Raw genomic sequence first — 23,881 nt, forward strand, 5'->3', positions numbered from 1 at the left:
GCTTAATTCCCCCGGAACTGGACCACCGCGTCGTTGACTGCTTCCGAAATCCGCATGTTCTGAAGCATGCGTGCCGAGTTCACCGACGCGTCGATCGTGGTGGTGGCCGTGATGGCCTGGTTGTCTAGCGTGTTCTGGATGATCAGGCCGGGCGTGACGGAAGCGGGCAGATTGATCGCCGCAGATGCCGCCGCCGGTGCCTGCGCGCTCATGGCCGGCACCGACGCCGCGGACTGCGCCGTCGCGCTGGCCTGTGCCGCGTTACTGGTCTGCGGAGTGCTCACCGCGCTGCTGCCCACATTGATCACGGTGGTCTGCAGGGCACTTTGCAACTGCGCCGCCTGTTGGGCTGTGATGTTGGCGATGTTGGGTACCGAGACCGTGGTCTGCATCGCCTCCATGCCATTGATAAGCACCGTGCGCTGCAGCGCGAAGGAGGCAACGAGGTTGTCGCCGAAGTCGAAGCCGCCACGGATCGTGTCCAATGTGGCATCCGGGACCGCGTGGTTGATCGGAAAGTCGGCCGCCTGCGTGGCGGCACAGGCGCCGCTGGCGAATACGACGGCGAACAGGATGGGGCGGGTTTTCATATGTCCCCCGGTCCGCGCTTGGGCATGACGATGGGGCTGAGCCCGTTACGCTCGATGCCCTCGAACATGGGTGATGCAGGAGCGACCGCCCAGTCGCGCGGACTGTTGAAAATGGCGCGGTCTCGTTCGTTATGGATGACGAAGACGACGTGGTTATTCCACATCGCATCGAAGCGGCGCTTCGACATCGAACGGGTGCCGCGTGCGGGGTCGCCGACCAGCACACGGTCATTCTTGTAGCCCTTGATCACCACGAAATGGTGGTAGCCGCGCTCGTTGATCAGCACGATGGCAGGGATACCTTCGACATCGAGCTTTTCCAGCGGGACGTCGAAGCCATCGGCGTCGAAACCGCGCGAAGCGAGGAACCGCTTGATGTCCAGCAAGGAGAAGCCCTCTTTGCCGATCTTGGCGCGGTCGCCGTTGTTGTACATGACGTCGAAAGCGGACTGCTCGTCGATGGGATAGCCGTACTGGTAGGTGAGCAGCGTGGCCACCGCGGCGGAGCCACAGCTGAAGTCGTACTTCTGCCGGATCGTGTTGCGGAAACGCGCTTCCTTAAGGCTCGTCAGGTGCAGCGGGTACGACGTACCCGGACTGGTCTGCACCTCTGCCCCCATCGCGACCGCCGGTGTGGCGGCAAGCGCGAAAAGCAGGGCGACGGTGCAGGCCGTCCTCACTGGTTCATCCTGATGTTGAGGATCGTGGAGTTCTGGATGAGCACGTTGTTGCCGGAGTTCTGGATCACCGTCGGCAAGCCGGCGGAGCCCGTCAATGAACCACCGGAAACAATGTTGCCCGCGCTGAAATTGTCCTTCGCCTCCGTGTCGGTCATCGTGCCGTTGAGGGTCTGGTTGTTGACGTTGTTGGTGGTGTTCGTACCGCCGCTCATATCCTTCAGCTGATCGACCGGCGTGGCCGCGCCGAAAGACGGTGGAGGCTCCTCTCCGGGGGGCGGCGTGGCGTACGCGGCCATGCTCGCGCAGGCAGCGAAGATCGCAGCCAGCGCAACGGGCACGCGGTGAATCGGGTGGTTCGGCATGGGTGTTCTCCAGCAAGGACGTTCGTTCCTTTTGGATGTCCACGGAGCGCGCGAGGCGCTCCGTGGTTCCCGTCGCTTTCGTTCTTGCTTGCCTTACGGAGCGCCGCCCACGCTGAGGTTGGCCTGGACGTTCACACCCTGCTGAATCAACGACGCCGCGCCACTGTTCTGCGCGAAGTTGCTGATGCCGGCTGCGCCCGCACCTGCACCACTCAAGCTGTTCGACATGTTGAAGTCACCGGCGTTGACGTTGTTGGAGCCGCCGTTGCCGCCGGTACCGCCGCTTGCGCCATTGCCGTTGCCGCCCGTGCCGCTACCGCCGGCCGCACCCGCTCCGCCTGCGCCGCCCGATGCAAGGGCTTCACCGCCCGCTCCGCCGGTAGCTGCACCGCCAGTCGCCGTCGCGGTCGCATCACCAGACGTGCCTGCGCCGCCCGCGCTTGCGCTTGAGCCGCCCGTCCCGGCCGGTGAGCCACCCGTCGCCGTTCCGCCACCGGCACCGCGCTGACGTGCGTTGCCGCCGTCGCCCGACGCGTCACCACCGTTACCGTGCGCGCTGCCACCGGCCGATGCAGTCAGCGAGCCGGCGCTGCCGCTGTCGGAGGAGCCGTCGCCACCGACAGCGCCACGAGCACGCGCGTTGCCACCATCACCGCCGGAGCCGCCGCGTCCGCCCGACCCTTTGGCGCCATAGCCGTCACCGCCCGATCCGCCTTTGCCGCCATTGGCGTTGCCCCAGTTCGAGGCGACATTTCCGTTACCGGAGGTCGTGACACCGCTGACCGTTCCGTTCAGTACACCGTTAGCGATGGCGTTCGTGGTGTTGAACGATCCGGATGTCGTGTTGGTGGTCATATTCGAATGCGTCGAGCTGTCCGAGTATGTCGAGCTGTCTGAGTACTGCACGGCAATCGATTTACGTTGGGCCGATGCGCCTGACGATCCCGTCTGGGTATCGTCGGCCATGGCCGGCAGTGCGAATCCGATAGCGAGGCAGATCGCCGTGGCGATAAGAGTCTTACGCATGGGAGAGTCTCCTGTGAGCGACGCGAAACCCCTGTTTCTGCGGGAAAGCCGGACGCCCTGCCAACGTTCCGGGTCATAGGAGAGAGCAAGTTGCGTGCCCGGGGTCACGCCTGCCGCGAGACCGCCGTCCCATGCGGGATTCCCCGATTTCGCAAACTGAACGGCCCCCTTCTTTTGTAAACGCCGTGATACACGCCGTAACGCCACTGGTCCGGAGCCCTATTGGTGCTCTCGCCCTTGCCCCGGACGGCGGTTACGTGGATCATTCGAACGATCGTTTGAACCCGGATCCCGCCGTGTCCTATCCGCACCTCCTCGCCCCGCTCGACCTCGGATTCACCACGCTGCGCAACCGCGTGCTCATGGGATCCATGCACACGGGCCTGGAGGACAAGGCCGGCGACTACGACAAGCTTGCCGCCTTCTTCGCCGAGCGCGCCCGCGGCGGTGTCGGCCTCATCGTCACCGGCGGCATCGCGCCGAACATCCAGGGCTGGCTGAAACCGATGTCGGGAACGATGTCGATGCCCTGGCACGTGGGCCGGCATCGCAAGGTCACGCGCGCCGTGCACGCCGAGGGCGGCAAGATCTGCATGCAGATCCTTCATGCCGGGCGCTATGCCTATCAGCCGTTCTCGGTGGCGCCGTCGAAGATCAAGTCGCCGATCACCCCGTTCACGCCACGCGCGCTTTCTTCCCGCGGGGTGGAGCGCAGCATCGACGCCTTCGTGCGCAGCGCGAAGCTCGCGCGCGACGCGGGCTACGACGGCGTCGAGGTGATGGGTTCGGAAGGCTACCTGATCAACCAGTTCCTCACCGCCCGGACCAATAAGCGCACGGACCGCTGGGGCGGCTCGGCCGAGAACCGCATGCGCTTCCCGATCGAGATCGTGCGTCGCACGCGCGAAGCCGTAGGCAAGGACTTCATCATCATCTATCGCCTGTCCATGCTGGACCTGGTCGACGACGCCCAGCCGTGGGGCGACATCGTCACGTTGGGCAAGGCCATCGAGGCAGCCGGCGCGACGATCATCAACACCGGTATCGGCTGGCACGAGGCGCGCATCCCGACCATCGTCACCAGCGTGCCGCGCGGCGCCTTCAGCTGGGTGACACGGCGCATGAAGGGCGAGGTCGGCATCCCGCTCGTCACCACGAACCGCATCAACATGCCCGACGTGGCCGAACAGATCCTTGCCCATGGCGATGCCGACATGGTCTCCATGGCGCGCCCGTTGCTCGCGGACCCGGAATGGGTCAACAAGGCAAAAGCAAGCCGTCCCGCGGCGATCAACACCTGCATCGCCTGCAACCAGGCCTGCCTCGACCACGTCTTCGAGAACCGACGTGCATCGTGCCTGGTGAATCCGCGCGCCTGCCACGAAACCGAACTCACCATCACGCCAGCCGTCGCGAAGAAACGCGTCGCCGTCGTGGGCGCGGGCCCAGCCGGACTCGCCGCTGCCACGACACTCGCCGAGCGTGGTCATGCCGTCGTGTTGTTCGACCGCGCCGCCGAAATCGGTGGCCAGTTCAACATGGCCAAGCGCATTCCGGGCAAGGAAGAATTCAGCGAGACGTTACGCTATTTCAGGCATCGCCTCGACGAGACCGGCGTGGAGTGTCGCCTCGGCGCCGATGCCACCGTCGACGCGCTCGCAGGCGATGGTTTCGACACCGTGATCCTTGCGACCGGCGTGCTTCCACGCCCGCTCGATCTCCCAGGTGCGGACCATGCAAAGGTGCTGTCCTATCTCGACGTTCTCCATGGCAACGCCGCGGTCGGCCACAAGGTCGCGATCATCGGTGCCGGCGGCATCGGTTTCGACGTAGCTGAATTTCTCAGTGAAGCAGCGCCCTCCCCCAGCACCGACATCGCGCGCTGGACAAAGGAATGGGGCGTCGACATGACCATGGCGACGCCGGGTGGCCTCATGCCCGCACGACCGGAAAAATCGGAACGGCAGATCTGGCTGCTTCAGCGCACGGCGGGACGCCCTGGCGCAAGGTTGAACAAGACCTCGGGCTGGGTCCACCGCGCGACACTGAAGAACAAAAAGGTGGCGATGGTGGGCGGCGTGGCGTACGACCGCATCGACGACGCCGGCCTGCATGTCACCATCGACGGCAAGGCGCAGGTGCTCGAGGTGGACAACGTCATCGTCTGCGCGGGACAGGAGCCGAACCGGCAGTTGCACCAGGCGCTGGTGGCGCGCGGCGTGGACGTGCGGCTGGTGGGTGGCGCGGATGTCGCCGCCGAACTGGATGCGAAGCGCGCGATCGATAAGGCGACACGCCTGGCCGCCGCGTTGTAACGCCTTCGCTTGGCAAGGGTATGGCGCAGAGTCTTCGGTGCCCACCCTCGCTGCTCAGACACGTCCTCCGCGTTTCGTACCGGAAAGTCCGCTGCGCGGACCATGTTCTTATTGGCCTACGGCCGCTCCACTTGTGCGGAACTCGCCTCGAGGGTGGGCACCGAAGACTCTTCCCATCCCTGAGGTTCGTGTGGGTCGAGCCGACGAAGCAACGCTGCTTCGGCTGGCGGCTCGTCGGCATTACCAAACGGTCGACCCCAGCGCGCCGGTCGCGATCATCCGCGCGCAGCGGCGCAGCGGCGAGGAAGGGTCTCACCAAGCCGGAATGGTCGTACCAGCACGACGACCGTGACGGTCCGCTTCGGCGGCCGGCTCCGCCCAACGGCTCTCCGTCCAGCTGACCATTTCGTCGTGAGAGACCTTGGTGTCCACCCTCGAGGCGAGTTCCGCACAAGTGGAGCGGCCGCAGGCCAAATAGGTACATGGGCCGCGCAGCGGCCTTTCCGCTACGAAACGCGGAGGACTGTCTGAGCCGCGAGGGTGGACACCAAGGTCTCCCCGCGAGACGCCCAAGTGTACGAAGCGACGGCGAAGCCGAGCCCGCGAAGCCGAAGGCGAGAACCAAAAAAAAGGCCCGCGTTAGCGGGCCCTCCTTTCAGCGCTTTTCGATCGGCACGTAAGCCTGGTCTTCCGGTCCCGTGTAATTCGCGCTGGGGCGGATGATCTTGCCGTCCTGACGCTGTTCGATCACGTGCGCGCTCCAGCCCGACGTACGCGCGATGACAAACAGCGGGGTGAACATCGCCGTCGGCACGCCCATCATGTGGTACGCCGAAGCCGAGTACCAGTCGAGGTTGGGGAACATCTTCTTCAGATCCCACATCAGCTTCTCGATCTTCTCCGACACTTCGAACAGGCGCGGATTGCCGCCATCGGTGCAGAGCTTGCGCGCGATCTCCTTGATGATTTCATTGCGCGGATCGGACACGGTATACACCGGGTGACCGAAGCCGATGATGATTTCCTTGCGCTCCACGCGTGCGCGGATGTCTGCCTCGGCTTCGGCGGCATTGCGGTAGCGCGCGATGATCTCCATCGCCACTTCGTTCGCGCCACCGTGCTTCGGGCCACGCAGCGCACCGATGGCGCCGGTGATCGCCGAGTACATATCCGAACCGGTACCGGCGATAACGCGGGCGGCGAACGTGCTGGCGTTGAACTCGTGCTCGGCATAGAGCACCAGCGAACGGTCGAGCGCATGCGAATGCAGGTCGCTCGGCTTGCGGCCGTGCAGCAGGTGCAGGAAGTGCGCGGCGATCGACTCGTCTTCGGTCTCCGTTTCGATGCGCTTGCCGTTGTGGCTGAAGTGGTACCAGTACAGCAGCATCGAGCCGAAGCAGGACATCAGCCGGTCGGCGATATCGCGCGCACCGGTGATGTTGTGGTCGTCCTTCTCCGGCAACACGGTACCGAGTACCGACGCACCGGTGCGCATCACGTCCATCGGGTGCGTCGCTGCGGGCAGCAGCTCGAGTGCTGCCTTCACCGGTGCCGGCAGCCCGCGCAGGCGCTTCAGCTTGGCGCGATAGGCATTGAGCTCCATCCAGTTCGGCAGCACGCCGTGGACGAGCAGATACGCCACTTCTTCGAAGGAGCCCTTCGCGGCGAGGTCGTGGATGTCGTAGCCACGATAGTGCAGGTCGTTGCCGCTACGGCCGACCGTGCAGAGCGCGGTGTTTCCCGCCGCGACGCCGGAGAGGGCGACGGACTTCTTTGCCTTCGGCTGGGTAGTGGTGGTGGTGTCGGTCATGCGTGACTCTCCTTAACCCTTCTTGGAAAACAGAGCGTCGAGACGACGCTCGTAGTCGTGGTAGCCAATGCGGTCGTAAAGCTCTTCGCGCGTCTGCATCGTGTCGATGACGTTGCGCTGGTGACCGTCGCGGCGAATAGCGGTGTAGACGTTCTCAGCGGCCTTGTTCATGGCACGGAACGCGGAAAGCGGGTACAGCACGATGCCGACGCCCACGCTGCCGAGCTCTTCGGTACTGAACAGCGGGGTCTGGCCGAACTCGGTGATGTTGGCGAGCACGGGCACGTCGAGCGCATCGACGAAGCGCTTGTAGGTTGGCAGGTCGTAAGCCGCCTCGACGAAGACGGCATCGGCGCCGGCTTCCGCACAGGCCACGGCACGCTCCAGGGCAGCCTCCACGCCGAGAACCGCGATGGCGTCGGTCCGCGCGATGAGGAAGAAGTCCGGGTCGGTCTTCGCATCGGCGGCGGCCTTGACGCGATCGGCCATTTCTTCCGTGGTGACGATTTCCTTGCCCGGACGGTGACCGCAGCGCTTGGCGCCAACCTGGTCTTCGATGTGGCAGGCGGCAGCGCCGAACTTGATCAGGCTTTTTACCGTGCGCGCGATGTTGAACGCGCTGGGACCGAAACCGGTGTCGATGTCGACCATGAGCGGCAGGTCGCACACATCGGTGATACGACGGACATCGGTGAGGACGTCGTCCAGGGTGTTGATGCCGAGGTCCGGCAGGCCGAGCGAGCCGGCAGCGACGCCGCCGCCAGAAAGGTAGATGGCACGGAAGCCCGCGCGCCTGGCCAGCAGGGCGTGATTGGCGTTGATCGCGCCGATCACCTGCAGCGGCTGTTCGGCCGCGAGTGCGGCGCGAAAGCGGCCGCCGGCCGAGGGAAGCTGTGCCATGGAACTCTCCACGTAAAGAATCCCATTTTAGCGCGAACCGGGGTCGGGGCTTTGTTGCGTCGCGGGAGAGCATCGCCGATGAATCGGCTCCTACAGAAATACAGGAGACCTCCACACGCTTCGTGTGGGAGCCGCTTCAGCGGCGAAGGGTGCTCGCGGCGGTCGCCCTACCCCGCCCCACGCCCACCACACTGCGGTCCCCGCGCGATCGCCTTCCGGATCTCCTCCAGCGACGCCGGGTCGTCCAGCGTGGAAAGATCCCCTGGATCTCGCCCCTCCATCAGCGCCTGGATGGCCCGCCGCAGCAGCTTCCCTGAGCGGGTTTTTGGCAGCGCACCCACCACATAGACGCAGCCGGGGCGCGCCACCGCGCCGAGCAGCTCGACCACCCGTCGTTCCATCGCCTGTGCCACGTCGCGCGGGTCGTCGGTCACGCCCTGCTTCAGCGTCGCAAAGACGGCGGGCAACTGGCCCTTGAGCTCGTCGCCGATGCCGACCACCGCGACTTCCGCCACGGCGCCCAGCGTGGCCACCGACTCCTCGATCTCACGCGTGCCGAGCCGATGACCCGCCACGTTGATGACATCGTCGGTGCGACCAAGGATGAACAGGTAACCGTCCGCATCCTGCACCGCCCAGTCCAGCGAGCTGTAAAGCAACTCCGTGAAGTGCCCGAAGTAACTCCGCACATAGCGATCGTCGTCGCGCCAGATGGTGCTCAGGCAACCGGGCGGCAGTGGCGGCTCGATCACCAGCACGCCCTTCTCGCCCCGCTCCTTCTCATCCCCCGTCGCCTCATCGATCACGCGCATGCGAAAGCCGAACGTCGGGAATCCGGGCGAACCCGGCCTGACCGGCTTGAGGTCCAGGCCCGGCATGAGCGATACCGCCGGCCAGCCGGTTTCGGTCTGCCAGTAGTTGTCGACGACGAGTTTGCCGGTACCCGCCGATAGCCACTCGTAGGTGGTGTGATCCAACGGTTCGCCGGCACAAAAGATGTATTTCAGCGCCGAGAGATCGTACTTCGACAGCCACGACGCGTCCTGCTTCTTCAGCACGCGGATCGCCGTGGGCGACGAGAACATGGTCCTCACCCGGTACCGCTCGCAAAGGCGCCACCAGACACCCGGATCCGGTGCCGTCGGCAGGCCTTCGTAGAGAATCGCGGTACAGCCGCCGATCAGCGGGCCGTATACGTTGTAGGAGTGACCCACGGCCCAACCGACATCGGAGGTGCACAGAATGGTCTGGCCCGGATGCAGGTCGAAGATCGTCGTCATCGACAGGGCCAGTGCCACCGCATAGCCGCCCACGTCGCGCTGCACACCCTTCGGCTTGCCGGTCGTGCCTGAGGTGTAGAGCAGGTAGCTGGGCTCGTTGGACTCCAGCCATGTGACCGGAACCATCGCGCCCTCGTGCTTGCGGCGCGCCTTCGCGTAGTCGACATCGCGGCCATCGATGCGTTCCATGGCCGGATCGAGCTCGCGATTGACGATCAACACATGCCTCGGCGGCGCTTTCGTTTCGCGTAGCGCGGCGTCGATGAGCGGCTTGTACGGAATGACCTTGCCTCCGCGCATACCGGCATCGGCGCAGATCAGCACCACAGGCTCGGCGTCATCGATGCGCAAGGCGAGGTTGTGTGCGGCGAAGCCACCGAACACCACCGAATGAATGGCACCGATGCGCGCACACGCAAGCATCGCGAACACGGCCTCGGCGATATTCGGCATGTAGATGACGACACGATCGCCCTTGCCCACGCCGAGTTCGATAAGTACGGCAGCGAACGAATTCACCTCACGGTGGAGTTCGCGATAGGTGATTTCGCGCGTCGTGTCGGTTTCGGTGGAGACCGCCACGAGGGCCAGCTGGTCGCCACGCTCATCGAGATGGCGATCGATCGCGTTGTGGCAAAGATTGGTCGTGCCTCCGACGAACCACCGACGAAACGGCGGCCGCGACTCGTCCAGAATGCGTTGCGGCGGCGTCTCCCAGTGGATCAGCCGCGCCTGCTCGGCCCAGAACAGCTCAGGCTCGTCGACCGAGCGCCGCCAGAGTTCGTCGTAGGTCATGCCGCGTCCCTTATTTGCCTTGCCCCGGCCTTGCCACGCCATACATCTCCCACGCGATTTTCTTCAGCAGCGCGTTGCGGTCGTCGCCTTCCACATAAAGGTCGAAATGCGTCTTGCCCGGAAGGAAACGAATATCGCTCTTCGCGTGGAGCCCGTCGAGCGTGTCTTTGAGAAGTTTCGCAGAACCATCGAGATAGAACGTGTCCGCCGTACCGACGATCAGGTGAATCTTGCCGTCGAGGTCCGGCTTCAGCTCGGGCCAGTGCGTGCGCAGGCGCTGTGCAATGTCGTAATGGTCGTGCCAGTAAGCGACCACGGCCGGGTCGATCGCGCCCGTGTCGCGGTTGAACATCGGCTCGGGACGACCGTCCTTGCCACGGGGAGAGAACACCCATTCGAACGAACCGAGCTGGCCGCCGTAGGCACCGAGCACGCGTTCGAGATGAGCGAAGGTCTCGAAGGTGGCGATGACCTGGCCCTTGTCACGAATCAGCGGATACGCCGTACCGTCCGGGCGCTTGTACGCGTTGGCGTTGGCGGCATACAGGTCGATGCCGGTGAAATTGTGAAAGTCGCTCGGGTCCGGCGAGGTGGACCATGTGCCGCCAAATACCTTCGGGTAACGCGTCTGCAGCCATAGCGTGGCCCAGCCGCCCGAGGAGTGGCCGTTGAGGAAGCGGCCGCCCACTTTGGCGTCCATCTTGTAGCGGCCTTCAAGCCACGGGATGTATTCCGTGGTCAGTGCCTGGCCCCACGGGCCGTTATTCACCGAGTCGGCGAACTCGTGCGTGCCGGTCGGGCCGGACTCGTCGAGCAGCACCCAGATCATCGGCGGCATGCTCTTGTTCGACATCGCCGCCCAGAGGTTGGCGATGGTCCCGGCGTAGCGATCGAAGCTACCGCCAAAACCATGGGTGACGAAGACGGTCGGATAGCGCGTCTTACCGTTCGGGTCGTAACCCGGCGGCGTCACCACCCAGGCGCGGATCGACAGCGGACGGCCCGCGAAAGCGGTCAGGGCCGTGCTCTGCAGGACCTCGGCGTGCGCGTGCTGGCGGGCCTCCGGCAGCACGTCGCGAACCGCCTGGGGCACCGAGGGCGGCAACTGCCAGACGTCCCTGGCCGGGACGGTCCGGGTCAGCTTCAGCGCGGGCAGCGAGCCACCGGCCGTGAGCTTCACCGGGGTGACCTCGCTGACCAGATCGCCGCCATGGCGGCCGCTGTAGTTGTAGTCGTGGCCGACGTCGAGGACCGCCTGGACCAGGTAATCGCCCGGCGGAAGGCTCGAGAATCCGTCGGGAAAGGCTTCGCCGTCCGTGTCGAGGTCGACCGACTGCCCGGGGGCGATCCAGCTCACCTCGCGCGCGGCGACGGAGACGGCCTTCGGCTGGAACGGATTCGTATCGACCTCTTCCACCTTGCCGTCCTTCGCTGCTTCCCTGGCCACGGCGGCCGGTGCAGCGAACAGGAGCAGGCGTCCGGACGTGCCCTTGTCGGTCGCGCCGTCGAGGGTGATCCGGACGATCCGGTGCGCCAGTGGCGCCTGATCGGCCTGGGCGGTGAACGAGCAAGCGGCAAGGAACGCGAGCGCAAAGGCGGCGCGGGCGGACGAGATCTTCATTGCGTGTTTTCCCCTTCTCGCCGCGGAGGCGCGGCATGGCAACATGGCCGATCCTGCCATGAGACGAGGACCTTGCGGAAATGGATGCGGAATGGATCAGCCAGCACGCCCTGTCGATCTGGGCGGTCTTGCTCGCCTTGGCCTTGCTGGGGGCCGATGTCGGCTGGCGACGGGCGGTGCGTCGACGCGAGGGCCTGGACCCGGCCGCGCGAAGCTTCCTGCGGCCCACCACGGCCGTCGCCGTGATCGTGGCGACCCTGCTGATCGCCACCGTCATCGCCGTGGAAGTTCGTGAGCAGGCAGGGTTGACCGTCTTCGACGCCTCCCTGGCCAGCGATCTGCGGGAGAATATGCCCCGACCAGTCCTTCACGTCGTGGCCCTGCTCTCGCGCACGGGAAATTCGGCGGTGCTCGGCACGATCGCAGCGCTCCTCTTCATCGGGTTGCTATGGCGACGGCACTGGCGGCTGGCCAGCGTGTGGATCGTCACCCTGGTCGGCACCGTCGTGATCAACAGCCTGTTGAAGGCGTGGTTCCAGCGTGAGCGACCCTTGCACGATCACGGTTTCATCATCGAGAAAAGTTACAGCTTTCCCAGCGGCCACGCCTCGGGCTCGATGGTGTTCTACGGCATGCTCGCCTACGTCCTGCTCGTGCTCACGCCGCCCCGCTTTCACCGGCCCATCGTCATCGTCGCGGTAGCGATGATCAGCCTCATCGGCATCAGCCGTATCCTGCTGCAAGTGCATTATTTCAGCGACGTCATGGCCGGATATGCCACGGGCCTCGCATGGCTGACGCTATGCGTGGGGAGCGCCGAATACATCCGCATGCGGCAAGGACGCAAGGCGACCGACTGAATTCATGCCACCGTGACGAGCCGGATGCTTCGATCCCTCCGATGAGTAACGATCTTTCCTTCGCCATCGTGATGAACGTCGGCTCCGGACACCAGGATGCCGTCATTGCGCGCGAGGAGATTGCCTCGATCCTGGATGCGGCCGGACGGTCGCATCGCTTCTTCCTGTTCGATGGCGAAGGCGACATCGCCGATGTGGTGCGAGACGCCATCGCGTTCGCCAAGGCCTCCGGCGGCGCGATCGTCGGCGCCGGCGGCGACGGCACCATCAACGTCGTGGCCGCCGCTGCGTGGCGCGAACAGCTGCCGATGGGCATCCTGCCCCAAGGTACGTTCAACTTCGTCGGCCGCACACACGGCATACCGACCGATACGCGCGGAGCGACGGAAGCCTTGCTGCGTGCGACCCTCGGCCACGCGCAGATCGGCCTGGTCAACGACCGCGTGTTCCTCGTCAATGCGAGCCTTGGCTTGTACCCACAGGTACTCGAAGACCGCGAGGCGTGGAAACAGCGCTTTGGCCGCCACCGCATCGTGGCGCTGTGGTCAGGCCTTGCGACCATGATGCGTGGTTACCGGTCGTTGCGCATCGAGGTGAGTGACGGCGCGCGAACGCGGAAGCTACGCACGCCCACGCTGTTCGTCGGCAACAATGCGCTGCAACTGGAGAAGATCGGCCTCGCCGAAGCCATCGACGTACAGCGCAACGACGGGACCCTCGCCGGTCTGGTCCTCAAGCCGATCGGCCGCCTGACCATGTTCGGACTGATCGTACGCGGCGCGCTGGGTAAGCTGGGAGAAGCACGGCATGCTGTCAGCTTCGCCTTCCGCGAGATCACCGTGACACCGAAGCGTCACCGCGCGAAACTCAAGGTGGCTGTCGACGGTGAGATCGTCTGGCTCGACCCGCCTCTCGTGTTCCGCGCCGCACCGCGTCCGCTTGCCTTGCTCACCGATGGTGCGCGCCAGCCCGGCGAGGATCCCGGATGAGTACCATCGCGCACATTTCGGATCCCCATTTCGGCACCGAGCGACCCGAGGTAGTGACCGCACTCGGTGAACTTCTCGTCTCGATGCGACCCGAACTCGTCATTCTCTCAGGCGACGTGACCCAGCGAGCGCGACGCTCCCAGTTCGATGCCGCGAAACAATTCATCGACGGCTATGACCGGCCGACGCTGGTGATCCCTGGCAACCACGATGTGCCGCTGGTCAATGTGTTCGCCCGGTTGCTCTCGCCCTTCGCAGGGTACCGCCGCGTGTTTGGCGACAACCTGGAGCCAGCGTTCGCCAGCGACGACGTGCTGGCCATCGGCGTCAACACGGTGCGGCCCCGCCGGCATAAGGACGGTGAGGTGTCGGACGCGCAGATCGATCGCGTCTGCGCGCGCTTGCGGCAGGCAACCGACGCACAGTTGCGCGTGGTCGTCACGCACCAACCCGTGCACGTCATCCGCGAGAAGGACGTCCGTAACCTGCTGATCAACCATGAGCGCGCCATCGCGGCCTGGGCCGCGGCGGGGGCGGATCTCGTTCTCGGCGGTCACATCCATCTGCCGTATGTGCGCCCCTTGAATACGCCGTCGCGCAAGCTGGCCAGCGAGCTATGGTCGGTGCAGGCGGGTACGGCCCTGTCGACGCGCATCCGTGAAGGCATAAGCAATTCGTTCAACGTGATCCGGCACGACGCATCCGGCGACCGCCAGGCATGCGTTGTCGAGCAGTGGGACTACAACGAGGCCAACGGGCGCTTCGACCCGGGTGGCAAGACGACCATCCCACTCGAACGCTACAGCGCCTAGACGTAGTGCATCTTGCGGGCGACACCACCGTCCACGGTGAAATTCTCGCCAGTGATGAAGCCTGCCTGCGACGACAGCAAGAACACGGCAAGCGCCGCGATGTCCGGCGGCACACCTGCCCTACCCACCGGATGCTGTGCGTGGTCCGCCGCGGACAGCCTGGGCTTGCGCCGCGCCGACGGCTTCCTCCAGTCGTCCACGACGATCCATCCCGGATTGATCGCATTGACGCGGACGGGACCCGCACTGATCGCGAGCGCGTGCGTGAACGCGACGATGCCGCCCTTGCTCGCCGCATAGGCTTCGCTATCGGGTTCGGACTGGTGCGCACGCGACGAAGCGATGTTGACGATCGCTCCGTTGGATTTCTTCAACGAGGGCAATGCGTGCTTGCTGCACAAGAACGTGCCGCCAAGGTTGGTATCGATGCGGCGCTTCCATTCGGCCCAGTCGAGTTTTTCGACGGGCGCGGTGTGTGCGTTCGCGATGCCCGCATTATTGACGAGGCCGTCGATGCGTCCGAATCGGCGAAGCGCCGCCGCCACAAAGCGCTTGACGCTCGCTTCCTTCGCCACGTCGAGTACGAGAAAGGCCGCGCGATCGCCCGCGTCCCAGGCGTCCATGCAGGCCTTGCCCGCTTCGGCGTCCAGGTCCCCGATGACGACGCGGCCACCGGCCTCCAGAACGCCTTCGGCGATTCCCCGACCGATTCCCTGCGCCCCGCCGGTCACGAGGACCACCTTGTCGGGCCATTCGCCGATAGGCGAGCACGGGACCGGCGCAACGTGTTTCGGTGTGGGCATGGCGGCTCTCCTCCAACGAAGGGTTCGACTTTAAACGAAACGGTCAGGCGAGCCGCGCTAATCTTGGTGGCATATCCCGCCCAGGAGCGACCATGCAACCGATCTCCACCGGCCTTATCGGCTACGGCACGGCAGGCGCCTTCTTCCATGCGCCATTGATCGCCGCCGCCGACGGCCTCCGCCTGTCCGCTATCGGCAGCCGCCGCACCGACGAGATCCGCCGGGATTTCCCAGAGGCCGTGGCCTATGAGGACCCCCGGGCGCTGCTGGCCGATCCGTCCATTGACCTCGTCGTTATCGCCACCCCTAACGAGACCCATGCGCCGCTGGCCCGCGCCGCACTGGAAGCGGGCAAACACGTCGTGGTCGACAAACCGTTCACGCTCAATGCGGCGGAAGCCGAGGCGCTTATCGGCCTCGCCGACCAGGTGGGGCGCAAGCTCTCGGTATTCCAGAACCGCCGCTGGGACAACGATTTCCTGACCGTGCGGCGCCTCGTCGACGACGGTCGGCTTGGCGAAGTCGTCTATTTCGAGGCGCATTTCGATCGCTTCCGGCCGGAGATCAAACAGGGCTGGCGCGAAACCGAGACGCCGGGCGCCGGATTGCTCTATGACCTGGGGGCGCACCTGATCGACCAGGCGCTGGTGCTCTTCGGCATGCCACAGGCCATCACAGCCGACGTGACACGCCAGCGCGCCGCGGCCAGGGCCGACGATTACTTCCATCTGGTGCTCGACTACGGGCATCGCCGCGCGGTGCTTCACGCGTCTGTCCTGGTGCGCGATCCCGGGCCCCGCTACCTCGTGCACGGCGACGGCGGCAGCTTCGTGAAATATGGCATCGACGGGCAGGAGGCCGCGCTGCGCGAGGGTCGGCGGCCCGGTGGTGAGGGCTGGGGTGGTGACGACCCGTTGCTGTTTGGCCGTTTCACGGATGCCGACGGCACGGCGACGGTGATCGATACCCTGCCGGGGCGCTACACCGCGTTCTACGACGGCGTGGCCACGGCGATCAGAGAGAACACGGCGATGCCGGTCGATGCGCACTCAGCGCGCGATGTGATCCGGGTGATCGAAGCCGCGCAGATCAGTGCGCGGGAGCGGCGTAGCGTTTCGCTGTGAATCGGATCCTACACGGGGTCGCCCAGGGCAACCCCGCGCGACCGATCGCTCACCCACCCACTCCACGACGGCGCATAAAGTCGCGAGCCACAGAGCCCTGCGTATTCCATCGCCAGCAGGTTATGGCAAGCGGTCACGCCGGAACCGCACATGTGGACGACATCTTCCGCATCGTGCGCTCCAAGCAACGACCTGAACTCGCGTTGCAATTCCTCCGGCAAACGGAAGCGCCCATGCGCATCCAGGTTGTCCGCGAACGGATGATTCCTCGCACCCGGTACGTGCCCTGCGACCGGGTCCAGCGGCTCGACATCGCCGCGATATCGCGGCGCGGCACGCGCGTCGAGCAGCAGGAAGCGGCCGCTGGCGACACCTTCAGCCAGTTCGTCGGCACCGACGGTGCCCGCTTCGTCGAACGCCACGTGGACGGAGGTCGTCCCACGCTGAACGACCGCGTCGTCGACGGACGCCCCGGCGTCGAGCCACCCCGCCCAGCCGCCGTCGAGCACAGCGACGTTGTCGATGCCCGCCAGTCGGGCAAGCCACCAGAATCGCGCCGCTGCAAGCGCACCGCCGGCTGCGTCATAGGCGACGACCTGCAGGTCTGGCCGCCAGCCAGCGCGCGATAGCCACGCCGCGAACGACGACGCCTCGGGCAACGGATGCCGACCGCGTCCGGCAGATGGCGTCGCCATATCCGCAAGATCGCGGTCGAGGTCGGCCCGCACGGCGCCGACGATGTGGCCGGCGGCGTAATCGCGATCGCCCTTGCCCGCATCCGCGAGATCGAAGCGGCAGTCGACGAAGAGCACGTCGTCCGCGGAAACATGGGCGGCGGTTGCCGCGTCGATCAGCGTGCGTGAAATCAACATGGATGACCCATCCGCTTCAGGAGGTTGTAAAGGATCGCCGCGGTGACACCCCATATGCGGTAACCCGCATGGAGGAACTCGACCATCTCCCGCCGGTGGCCGCGAAAATCCATCGTATACCGGCGCAGGTTGGCAGGCTCGAGGAAGAAGGCAAACGGCACTTCGAAGACTTCCGCTACCTCACCCGGATCGGGTTTCAGCGCCGCGTTCGCCGCAATGCGTGCCACCACGGGCGTCACCGAATAACCGCTGATCGTCTCGAACGCTTCGAGGAAACCGAGCGGCGTGACCATGCTGGCATCGAGGCCGATTTCCTCCTCGCTTTCGCGAAGCGCCGTGGCCACGACATCCACGTCGTCGGGTTCGACACGGCCGCCGGGGAAGGCGACCTGCCCCGCATGCTGCTGCAGGGTGTCCGTGCGCACTGTGAGCACGACGCGCTGCTCGCGATCGTCACGGATACCAATAAGCACCGCCGCGGGGCGACGCGGGGCGGCGCCGATCAACTCGGCCATATCCTCGTGGTTCCAGCCACGCGGACCGGGAGGCGCCTCCAGGGGAAGCAGCGCGCCACGTAACTTCGCGAGCAGGTCGTCCATCAGCGCGCCTGCCGGTGCGGCAGCACCTCGTCCATGATCCAGAGCTTCTGCACATCGTCCATCGTGGACCAGCGGGCGATCTCGTCACCCGTGCGCAGGCAGCCCTCGCACAGCCCGCGCGTGTCGAGTCGACACACGCCGGTGCAAGGCGTCAGGGGTAGCGTTGACGAGGGGACGATGGCCATACCGTCGGCCATTCTAGCGCCCCGGCCCGGTTACTGCTGGATGTCGACCAGTTCGATGTCGAAGACCAGGGCTTCGTTCGGCCCGATACGCGGCAATTCGCCCCGCTCGCCATAAGCCAGGGCCGGCGGGATCACCACCTTCCATTTGTCGCCCACGTGCATGCGCGGGATCACGTCCTGCCAACCGGCGATGACGCGATTCACCGTGAAGGTGACCGGCTTGCCGTGGGCGTAGGAGCTGTCGAACTCGGTACCGTCGATCAGCGCGCCGCGGTAGTTCACCACCACCGTGCTGGTCATCTGCGCCTGCGCGCCGCGGCCCTTGGTGAGCACCGCGTACTGAATACCCGAGGGCAAGGTCACTACGCCGGGACGCGTGCGGTTGTGGGCAAGGAAGTCGGCACTTCGCTGGGCGTTCGCCGTGGCCACACGACGGAACTCGACGACGGAGTCGCGCTGCACCTTCGCATCGAAGTTGACCAACTGCTGCTGCATGGTGTCGATCGGTACGCCGGGGGCGCGCTTGGCATAACCATCCTGCAAAGCCTTCACCAGTACGGAAATGTCGACATCGGGCTGCGCGCTGTTCGCGAACTGGGTGCCAATCTGGTAGCCGATCGCATAGGACAGCTTGGTCTTGTCGATCGCCGGCGCCCCGGATGCCGGAGCGGTCGGGGCCGACTGTGCAAGCGCCGCGCCACTGAGCAGTGACAGCGCGATGACCAGGAAACGCAAGGGTGACATCCCGTTCTCCGTGAATCCGGAACTTTGAGCGTGCGTGGAGGATAGTCCATCGGCCACGAGGCCGCCCGTTCGCCATCAGACGCCGCCGGAAGCCAAAGGTTCCCCTGCTAACATTTGCTTCCTCATCCCCTCGCCAGGAACCGCCATGGCCTTCCGTCATGTGACCACCGCGAACCGCGCTGCCGTCCGCACCATCACCGTCAACCGCCCCGACAAGCTCAATGCGCTCAATCAGGAAACCATTGCCGAGCTGACCCTGGCGTTTCGCCAGGCCGCCCAGGACGATGCCGTCCGCGTCGTTATCCTCGCCGGTGCCGGCGAGAAGGCCTTCGTGGCCGGTGCGGACATCTCGGAGATGACGGGGTGGGCACCGGTGAAGGCCCAGGCGGCATCACGCGCCGGACAGGACCTGATGCTGACCATCGAGCGCCTCGGCAAGCCGGTGATCGGGAAGATCCAGGGCTATGCCCTCGGCGGTGGCATGGAACTGGCCATGGCCTGTCACATCCGCGTGGCCAGCGAGAAAGCACGCTTCGGGCAACCCGAGATCGGCCTCGGGCTCATCCCGGGTTTCGGTGGCACGCAACGCCTCACCCGCCTCGCCGGGCGCGGTGCGGCACTGGAACTCTGCCTGCTCGGTCAACCCATCGACGCCGCACGGGCCGAGCGGCTGGGCATCGTGGCCCGCGTGGTGCCCTCCGAGGAACTCGAAGCGACCGTGGATGCCATGGCCGACCAGCTGGCGGCGGCCGCACCGCTGGCGCTCAAGGGCATTCTCGAGGCCGTGATCGAAGGCGCCGAATGCGCGATCGACCAAGGCCTGGCGTTCGAGACCCAGGGCTTCGCGATCGCGTTTTCCACCGAAGACATGCGTGAAGGGACGAGCGCGTTTCTGGAACGCCGGAAGCCGTCGTTCAAAGGGGCCTGAGGTAAAGGCATCGCCGCTGAAGCGGCTCCTACCGAGCAGGTTGACGGGACCTGCTGGGTAGGAGCCGATTCATCGGCGATGCTCCTGGCCAGCAAAACTCACCCATGCCCGCCGGCGTACTTCTTTTCGCCGGCGGTCACGCGGACGTCGAGCCGGTTCTCCGGCGGAGCCAACGGACAGGTCGCATACGGCGTGAAAGCGCAGGGCGGATTGCGGGCCTCGTTGAAATCGAGGACCAGCTTGCCGTCCTTCGCCAGCGCGGTGTCCAGAAAACGCGCTGCGCCGTAGGTCTCCTTGCCACTGGTGCGGTCGGCGAAAACGAAGAACAGCGAATCCGGTTCTTCCTGTATCGGATACAGCTCGAAGGTATGACCGTCGCGGACGAAGACGGCCTTGCCCGGCACCTTCTCCTTGTCGATACCTCCGAGCACGTTGCCGATTTCCAGCTCGTGCGGCGGATCGAAAGGCACCCAGTCGGCGACCACGCGCCACGACGGGTCGATCGGGAAATAGTCGAGACCGACGAAGTGAGCCCGTGAGTCGGCGTTCTCATCCTTCACGCGCAAGGCCTTCTTACCCTCGCGAGCGATGACGAAGAAATTCGCCGAGCCGAAGCGCACTTCCGTGGCCTTGCGGCCGGTGCCGCCATCGTCGACCAGGGTGGCGCGCTGCACGTCGCGACCGTCGACGAGGGCACCACTGCCCTTGGCCAGCTCAAGCGTGGCCGATCCGGCTTCGTCGAGCGTGATCGTGCCGAGATGCGCCGGACCCGCCTTCAGGACGATGTCGTTGTCCGTGGCGCTGCCGATGCGATTGACGCCGGGCTGCAGCCATTCGAGGCCGATGAGGCTGAGCCAGCCATCCGGCGCCTTCAATGTCTGCAGGCGTTCGGCGCGAACCTTCTCCACGGAGGCGGCGTAATCGTCACCGGCCACGGCACTACCCGTTGTCACGGCGATCACGGAGGCAAAGGCGAGCGAGCGGATCATGGCGATACCTCGTTTGGACGTCTATCCGTCCAGCATAGCGCCATCAGCGCCCGCGAAGGAACAACCGATCCAGCTCGCCCAGGGATAACTGTACCCAGGTAGGCCGACCGTGGTTGCATTGTCCCGACCGCTCGGTGGCCTCCATTTCGCGCAGCAATGCGTTCATTTCAGGAATACCCAGGCGTCGACCGGCGCGCACCGAGCCGTGGCAGGCCATGGTCGAGAGGAGTTCGTTTTCCAGCTCCTCGAGGCGCCGGGAGCTGCCGTGCTGGGACAGTTCGGCGAGCACGTCGCGCGTCAGCTGGGCCACGTCGGCGCCTTCGAGAAGCGACGGAATACGGCGCACGACGACGCCGGACGGCCCACTACGCGAGAGCTCCAGGCCCCACTCCGCCAGTGCATCCGCGTGCTCTTCCGCCGCGGCGGCTTCGCGTGCGCTCACGGCGATGGACAAGGGCACGAGCATCAGCTGTGAACGCAGGTTCGCGGTGACGCGGCCGTTCTTGAGCTTCTCGTAGGTGATCCGCTCGTGTGCCGCGTGCATGTCCACCAGTATCAAGCCGTGTTCATTTTCGGCGAGCACGTAGATGCTTTTCAGTTGGGCAATCGCATAGCCAAGCGGTGGCACGTCGCTGCCGGCGTCGGGCTCGTTGCCGGCCAGCGGCGACCCGGCCGCGAACGACGGGCGCGACACAGAAGACGACCCGAACAGCGTCGCGTAGTCGGCCAGCGGCTCGTCACGCACGCCGAGGCTAAGCCGCGACTGGCTGGCCGACTGCGGCCATGCCGGCATGGCCGGCGACATGGGTGAAACCGCGACCGGATAAGCGCTACCGGCAGTGCCGTGAGCGGTCGGATACGTGGATTCCATCACGGGCGCAGATGCACCGGCCCGGGTCTGCGCCAGCGCTTCGTGCAAGGTGCGGAACAGGAAGTCGTGGATCAGGCGCTGTTCGCGAAAACGCACTTCGCTCTTCGCCGGATGCACGTTCACGTCGACGCCCGTGGGGTCCAGCTGCAGGAACAACACGAACACGGGATGGCGGCCATGGAACAGCACGTCCGAATACGCCTGGCGAACCGCATGGGCGACGATGCGGTCGCGCACCAGCCGACCATTGACGTAAAAGTACTGTTGGTCGGCCTGCGAACGCGATGCGGTCGGCAAACCCACCCAGCCCGAGAGCCGCAAGCCGGCAGCCTCGTGCTCGACCCGCAGGGACTGGCCGGGAAATTCGGGACCAAGCACCTCGGCGACGCGCGCGAGCGCGGCGTTCTCGTCGCGCGCGGGCTTGAGCAGGCGCACCGGCTTGCCGTTGTGGGTAAGGCGGATATCGACGCCTTCGCGGGCCAGCGCCAGCGACTTCAGCAAGTCGTCGATATGCGCGAACTCGGTGCGCTCCGCACGGAGGAACTTGCGGCGCGCCGGCACGTTGTAGAAAAGGTCGCGTACCTCGATGGTGGTGCCGGGCGGATGCTGTGCGGGGCGCGCATCCTGCAGCCGACCACCGTCGACTTCGATGCGCCACGCGGCGTCCTGGCCCTCATGCCTGGAGGTCAGGGAGAAGCGTGCCACCGAAGAGACCGACGCGAGTGCTTCGCCGCGAAAACCCATGCTTGCCACGCGTTCGAGGTCATCGAAGCTGCCGATCTTGCTTGTGGCGTGCGATGCCACGGCCAGCGCGAGTTCGTCGCGCGGGATGCCACCGCCATCGTCGCGTACGCGAATGAGCCGGGTGCCGCCCTGCTCGATGTCCACCTCGATGCGGCGGGCTCCGGCATCGATGCTGTTCTCGACGAGCTCTTTCACCACGGAGGCGGGACGCTCGATCACTTCGCCGGCGGCGATCTGGTTGATCAGCTCGGGCGGAAGGGGACGGATGCTGGGCATGGGCGGTGCGACCTGACGTGCTTTCAGGCTGAAAGGATAGCCCAAGGTCCCGCGGACTGCCGAACCACGATCAGCCCGATGGAATCACCATGACGGAGCCAATGCGGACATTATCGTCGTTCATCTTGTTGGCCATCTTCAGCGCGCCCACGGAAACGCCGTACTGGTTGGCGATGCCGGTGAGCGTCTCACCGCGGTTGACCCGGTGCAGATCCCGCACGTTGTCATCGGCACGACCGCTCGCGGCCTTGCTCGAAGGCGCCGGCGTGTCAGCCCTGGCGAGTGTCTTTTTCGGCGGCGCGGCGCGGCTTGCCGCCTTCACGGCATCCGACGCGACGGCCCCTGCGTCGGCCGCCATCGCGGGAGCCACCGGCGCGGACGCCGCCGTGCTGGCCAGCGAGGTTCCGTTGCGGCGTGCGGCCTGCGCGGCAAACCACGTGCCGGGCGGCGGCATCGACTCGAAATAGTTACGCACACCGCCAAGGACGGCCGTGGCGAGTTCGCGACGATGTCCGTCGTCGCGCAGGCGGGTTTCTTCCGCCGGATTGGTAATGAACGCTGTCTCGACCAGGATCGACGGCACGTCCGGCGAGCGCAGCACGACGAAGTTGGCGCGCTCGACGTAACCGCGATGGGTCGGACCCAGACGACCCAGCGCCTTCAGCACGTTCCCGGCGATGGATTCGCTGGCCTGCATGGCATAGCCCTGCTGCAGGTCCAGCAATACGGCAGCGAGGCTATCGTCTTTGTCGTCGAGCGAGACGCCGCCGACCAGATCGGCGCGGTTTTCACGATCGGCCAGCCAGCGGGAGGCCTCGCTGGTCTTGCCGCGCGGCGACAGCACCCAGACCGACGAACCCTTGGCATCGCCGTTCTTGAAGGCATCGGCGTGAATGGAGACGAACATGTCCGCGTTGTGCTCGCGGGCGATTTCGTAGCGGCGCTTCAGCGGAATGAAATAGTCGCCGTTGCGCGTCAGCACGGCCTGCATGCCGGGCTGGCGGTTGATCTGGTCAGCCAGCTCGCGGGCTACCTGGAGGGTGACATCCTTCTCGCGCAAGCCGGTCGCACCCTTCGCACCCGGATCTTCACCGCCATGACCGGCGTCGATGGCGACTACGACCTTGCGATCCCCGGTGGGGAGCATGGGCGGGCGGCCTGCCGGGACCGTCTTGCCGCGCGAACCGCGGGTGGAACGCGTCGGCGCGGGCGCCTGCGTCGGTGCCTCGGCAGCGGCATCGTCGTCGGCCGACGCCAGGGACGGTGCATCGTGGTCGGCCACCGGCGGCGGATTGTCGCCCGGGTCGCTCTGCCCACCCGGATAGAGATCCAGCACCAGACGGTAGCCGTAGTCACCGGCGGGCTTGAGCAGGAAGCTCTTCGGCTTCGCCTTCGGATCGACCGTCGCGACCAGGCGCGCCGTGCCACCCTGCTTGCTCACAGTCATCGACTTGAACAGGCCCTGGCCGCCCGGCGCGGCGAAATCGCCCGTCACCGAACTGCCGGCGACATCCAGCACGACACTGCCGGGCACGTCGCCCTGCGACATCTTGTAGGACGCCGGCCCGGACAGATCGAAGACCACGCGCGTGTACTCAGGACCGGCCCACGCACGGGCGGCCTTCACGTCGGCGGCCGACGAGGAGACAGCAGTCAGCGTCGCGATGGCGGTCACGCACGCTAGGAGGCCAAGTTTGATAGTCATT

20 protein-coding genes and 1 pseudogene are annotated in these 23,881 nt (G+C 65.7%); 6 read left to right on the plus strand and 15 right to left on the minus strand.

Translation table 11 applies throughout. The features are described from left to right. Positions 1-2: 2 nt before the first annotated feature. From HB634_RS20925 to HB634_RS23035, 4 genes are all read right to left on the minus strand, one after another. Positions 3-590: a hypothetical protein gene (locus HB634_RS20925; RefSeq protein ID WP_213950004.1), complete on the minus strand. Its 588-nt coding sequence runs from the start codon at positions 588-590 to the stop codon at positions 3-5. Then, positions 587-1,270 (minus strand): C39 family peptidase, encoded by a 684-nt coding sequence (locus tag HB634_RS20930; protein ID WP_063571753.1) that lies wholly within the window; start codon positions 1,268-1,270, stop codon positions 587-589. The genes HB634_RS20925 and HB634_RS20930 overlap by 4 nt, the downstream gene beginning before the upstream one ends. Next, positions 1,267-1,632, minus strand: a complete 366-nt coding sequence (locus HB634_RS20935; RefSeq protein ID WP_063571752.1) for a hypothetical protein — start codon at positions 1,630-1,632, stop codon at positions 1,267-1,269. The genes HB634_RS20930 and HB634_RS20935 overlap by 4 nt, the downstream gene beginning before the upstream one ends. 93 nt (positions 1,633-1,725) lie before the next feature. Continuing rightward, positions 1,726-2,658 (minus strand): hypothetical protein, encoded by a 933-nt coding sequence (locus tag HB634_RS23035; protein ID WP_213950005.1) that lies wholly within the window; start codon positions 2,656-2,658, stop codon positions 1,726-1,728. A 296-nt stretch (positions 2,659-2,954) separates the two neighbouring features. On the opposite strand from HB634_RS23035, the gene HB634_RS20945 reads away from it, so the two are divergent. After that, on the plus strand, positions 2,955-4,973 hold the full coding sequence (locus tag HB634_RS20945) for an FAD-dependent oxidoreductase (RefSeq protein WP_213950006.1): 2,019 nt from the start codon (positions 2,955-2,957) through the stop codon (positions 4,971-4,973). 655 nt (positions 4,974-5,628) lie between these two features. Here the strand turns inward: HB634_RS20945 and prpC are convergent. The 4 genes from prpC to HB634_RS20965 all read right to left on the minus strand — a co-directional run bounded on the left by prpC (position 5,629) and on the right by HB634_RS20965 (position 11,379). Continuing rightward, positions 5,629-6,783: a 2-methylcitrate synthase gene (gene prpC, locus HB634_RS20950; protein WP_213950007.1), complete on the minus strand. Its 1,155-nt coding sequence runs from the start codon at positions 6,781-6,783 to the stop codon at positions 5,629-5,631. A 12-nt stretch (positions 6,784-6,795) separates the two neighbouring features. After that, positions 6,796-7,683: a methylisocitrate lyase gene (prpB, locus tag HB634_RS20955; RefSeq protein WP_063573388.1), complete on the minus strand. Its 888-nt coding sequence runs from the start codon at positions 7,681-7,683 to the stop codon at positions 6,796-6,798. A gap of 167 nt (positions 7,684-7,850) precedes the next feature. After that, the gene (gene prpE, locus HB634_RS20960) at positions 7,851-9,758 is read right to left on the minus strand and encodes a propionate--CoA ligase (protein ID WP_063571881.1); all 1,908 of its coding nucleotides are present in this window, start codon (positions 9,756-9,758) and stop codon (positions 7,851-7,853) included. A gap of 10 nt (positions 9,759-9,768) precedes the next feature. Continuing rightward, positions 9,769-11,379 (minus strand): alpha/beta hydrolase-fold protein, encoded by a 1,611-nt coding sequence (locus HB634_RS20965; protein WP_213950008.1) that lies wholly within the window; start codon positions 11,377-11,379, stop codon positions 9,769-9,771. An 80-nt stretch (positions 11,380-11,459) separates the two neighbouring features. Here HB634_RS20965 and HB634_RS20970 point away from each other — a divergent pair, with 80 nt between their 5' ends. Genes HB634_RS20970 through HB634_RS20980 form a run of 3 tightly spaced genes read left to right on the plus strand, consistent with a single transcriptional unit; the run spans position 11,460 to position 14,040 of the window. Beyond that, complete coding sequence (locus HB634_RS20970) at positions 11,460-12,239, plus strand: phosphatase PAP2 family protein (RefSeq protein ID WP_063571882.1); 780 nt, start codon at positions 11,460-11,462, stop codon at positions 12,237-12,239. A 41-nt stretch (positions 12,240-12,280) separates the two neighbouring features. Next, positions 12,281-13,228, plus strand: a complete 948-nt coding sequence (locus HB634_RS20975) for a diacylglycerol kinase family protein (protein ID WP_213950009.1) — start codon at positions 12,281-12,283, stop codon at positions 13,226-13,228. Beyond that, complete coding sequence (locus HB634_RS20980; protein WP_063571884.1) at positions 13,225-14,040, plus strand: metallophosphoesterase; 816 nt, start codon at positions 13,225-13,227, stop codon at positions 14,038-14,040. The genes HB634_RS20975 and HB634_RS20980 overlap by 4 nt, the downstream gene beginning before the upstream one ends. On the opposite strand, the gene HB634_RS20985 is transcribed toward HB634_RS20980, so the two are convergent. Continuing rightward, entirely contained in the window at positions 14,037-14,843 is an 807-nt protein-coding gene (locus HB634_RS20985; RefSeq protein WP_213950010.1) for an SDR family oxidoreductase, read from the minus strand. The two genes, HB634_RS20980 and HB634_RS20985, sit on opposite strands and share 4 nt — an antisense overlap. A 92-nt stretch (positions 14,844-14,935) precedes the next feature. Here HB634_RS20985 and HB634_RS20990 point away from each other — a divergent pair, with 92 nt between their 5' ends. Continuing rightward, entirely contained in the window at positions 14,936-15,967 is a 1,032-nt protein-coding gene (locus HB634_RS20990) for an oxidoreductase (RefSeq protein ID WP_213950011.1), read from the plus strand. Between the two features lie 8 nt (positions 15,968-15,975). On the opposite strand, the gene HB634_RS20995 is transcribed toward HB634_RS20990, so the two are convergent. The 3 genes and pseudogenes from HB634_RS20995 to HB634_RS21005 all read right to left on the minus strand — a co-directional run bounded on the left by HB634_RS20995 (position 15,976) and on the right by HB634_RS21005 (position 18,367). Further along, positions 15,976-16,839 (minus strand): sulfurtransferase, encoded by an 864-nt coding sequence (locus tag HB634_RS20995; protein ID WP_213950012.1) that lies wholly within the window; start codon positions 16,837-16,839, stop codon positions 15,976-15,978. After that, positions 16,833-17,623, minus strand: a pseudogene (locus HB634_RS21000) (CoA pyrophosphatase). The gene HB634_RS20995 and the pseudogene HB634_RS21000 overlap by 7 nt, the downstream one beginning before the upstream one ends. Positions 17,624-17,653: 30 nt before the next feature. Further along, entirely contained in the window at positions 17,654-18,367 is a 714-nt protein-coding gene (locus HB634_RS21005; RefSeq protein WP_213950013.1) for an FKBP-type peptidyl-prolyl cis-trans isomerase, read from the minus strand. Positions 18,368-18,512: 145 nt separating this feature from the next. Between HB634_RS21005 and HB634_RS21010 the strand changes: the two genes are divergently transcribed. Further along, positions 18,513-19,295, plus strand: a complete 783-nt coding sequence (locus tag HB634_RS21010; RefSeq protein ID WP_213950014.1) for an enoyl-CoA hydratase-related protein — start codon at positions 18,513-18,515, stop codon at positions 19,293-19,295. Positions 19,296-19,393: 98 nt separating this feature from the next. Here HB634_RS21010 and HB634_RS21015 read toward each other — a convergent pair whose 3' ends face one another. From HB634_RS21015 to HB634_RS21025, 3 genes are all read right to left on the minus strand, one after another. Beyond that, complete coding sequence (locus tag HB634_RS21015) at positions 19,394-20,284, minus strand: DUF1684 domain-containing protein (protein WP_213950015.1); 891 nt, start codon at positions 20,282-20,284, stop codon at positions 19,394-19,396. 43 nt (positions 20,285-20,327) lie between these two features. Beyond that, the gene (mutL, locus tag HB634_RS21020; protein WP_063572444.1) at positions 20,328-22,175 is read right to left on the minus strand and encodes a DNA mismatch repair endonuclease MutL; all 1,848 of its coding nucleotides are present in this window, start codon (positions 22,173-22,175) and stop codon (positions 20,328-20,330) included. Positions 22,176-22,245: 70 nt separating this feature from the next. Continuing rightward, positions 22,246-23,880, minus strand: a complete 1,635-nt coding sequence (locus tag HB634_RS21025; protein WP_255548726.1) for an N-acetylmuramoyl-L-alanine amidase — start codon at positions 23,878-23,880, stop codon at positions 22,246-22,248. Position 23,881: the final 1 nt, after the last annotated feature.

This window comes from Luteibacter sp. dw_328 (assembly GCF_018449605.1).
Lineage (GTDB): Bacteria > Pseudomonadota > Gammaproteobacteria > Xanthomonadales > Rhodanobacteraceae > Luteibacter.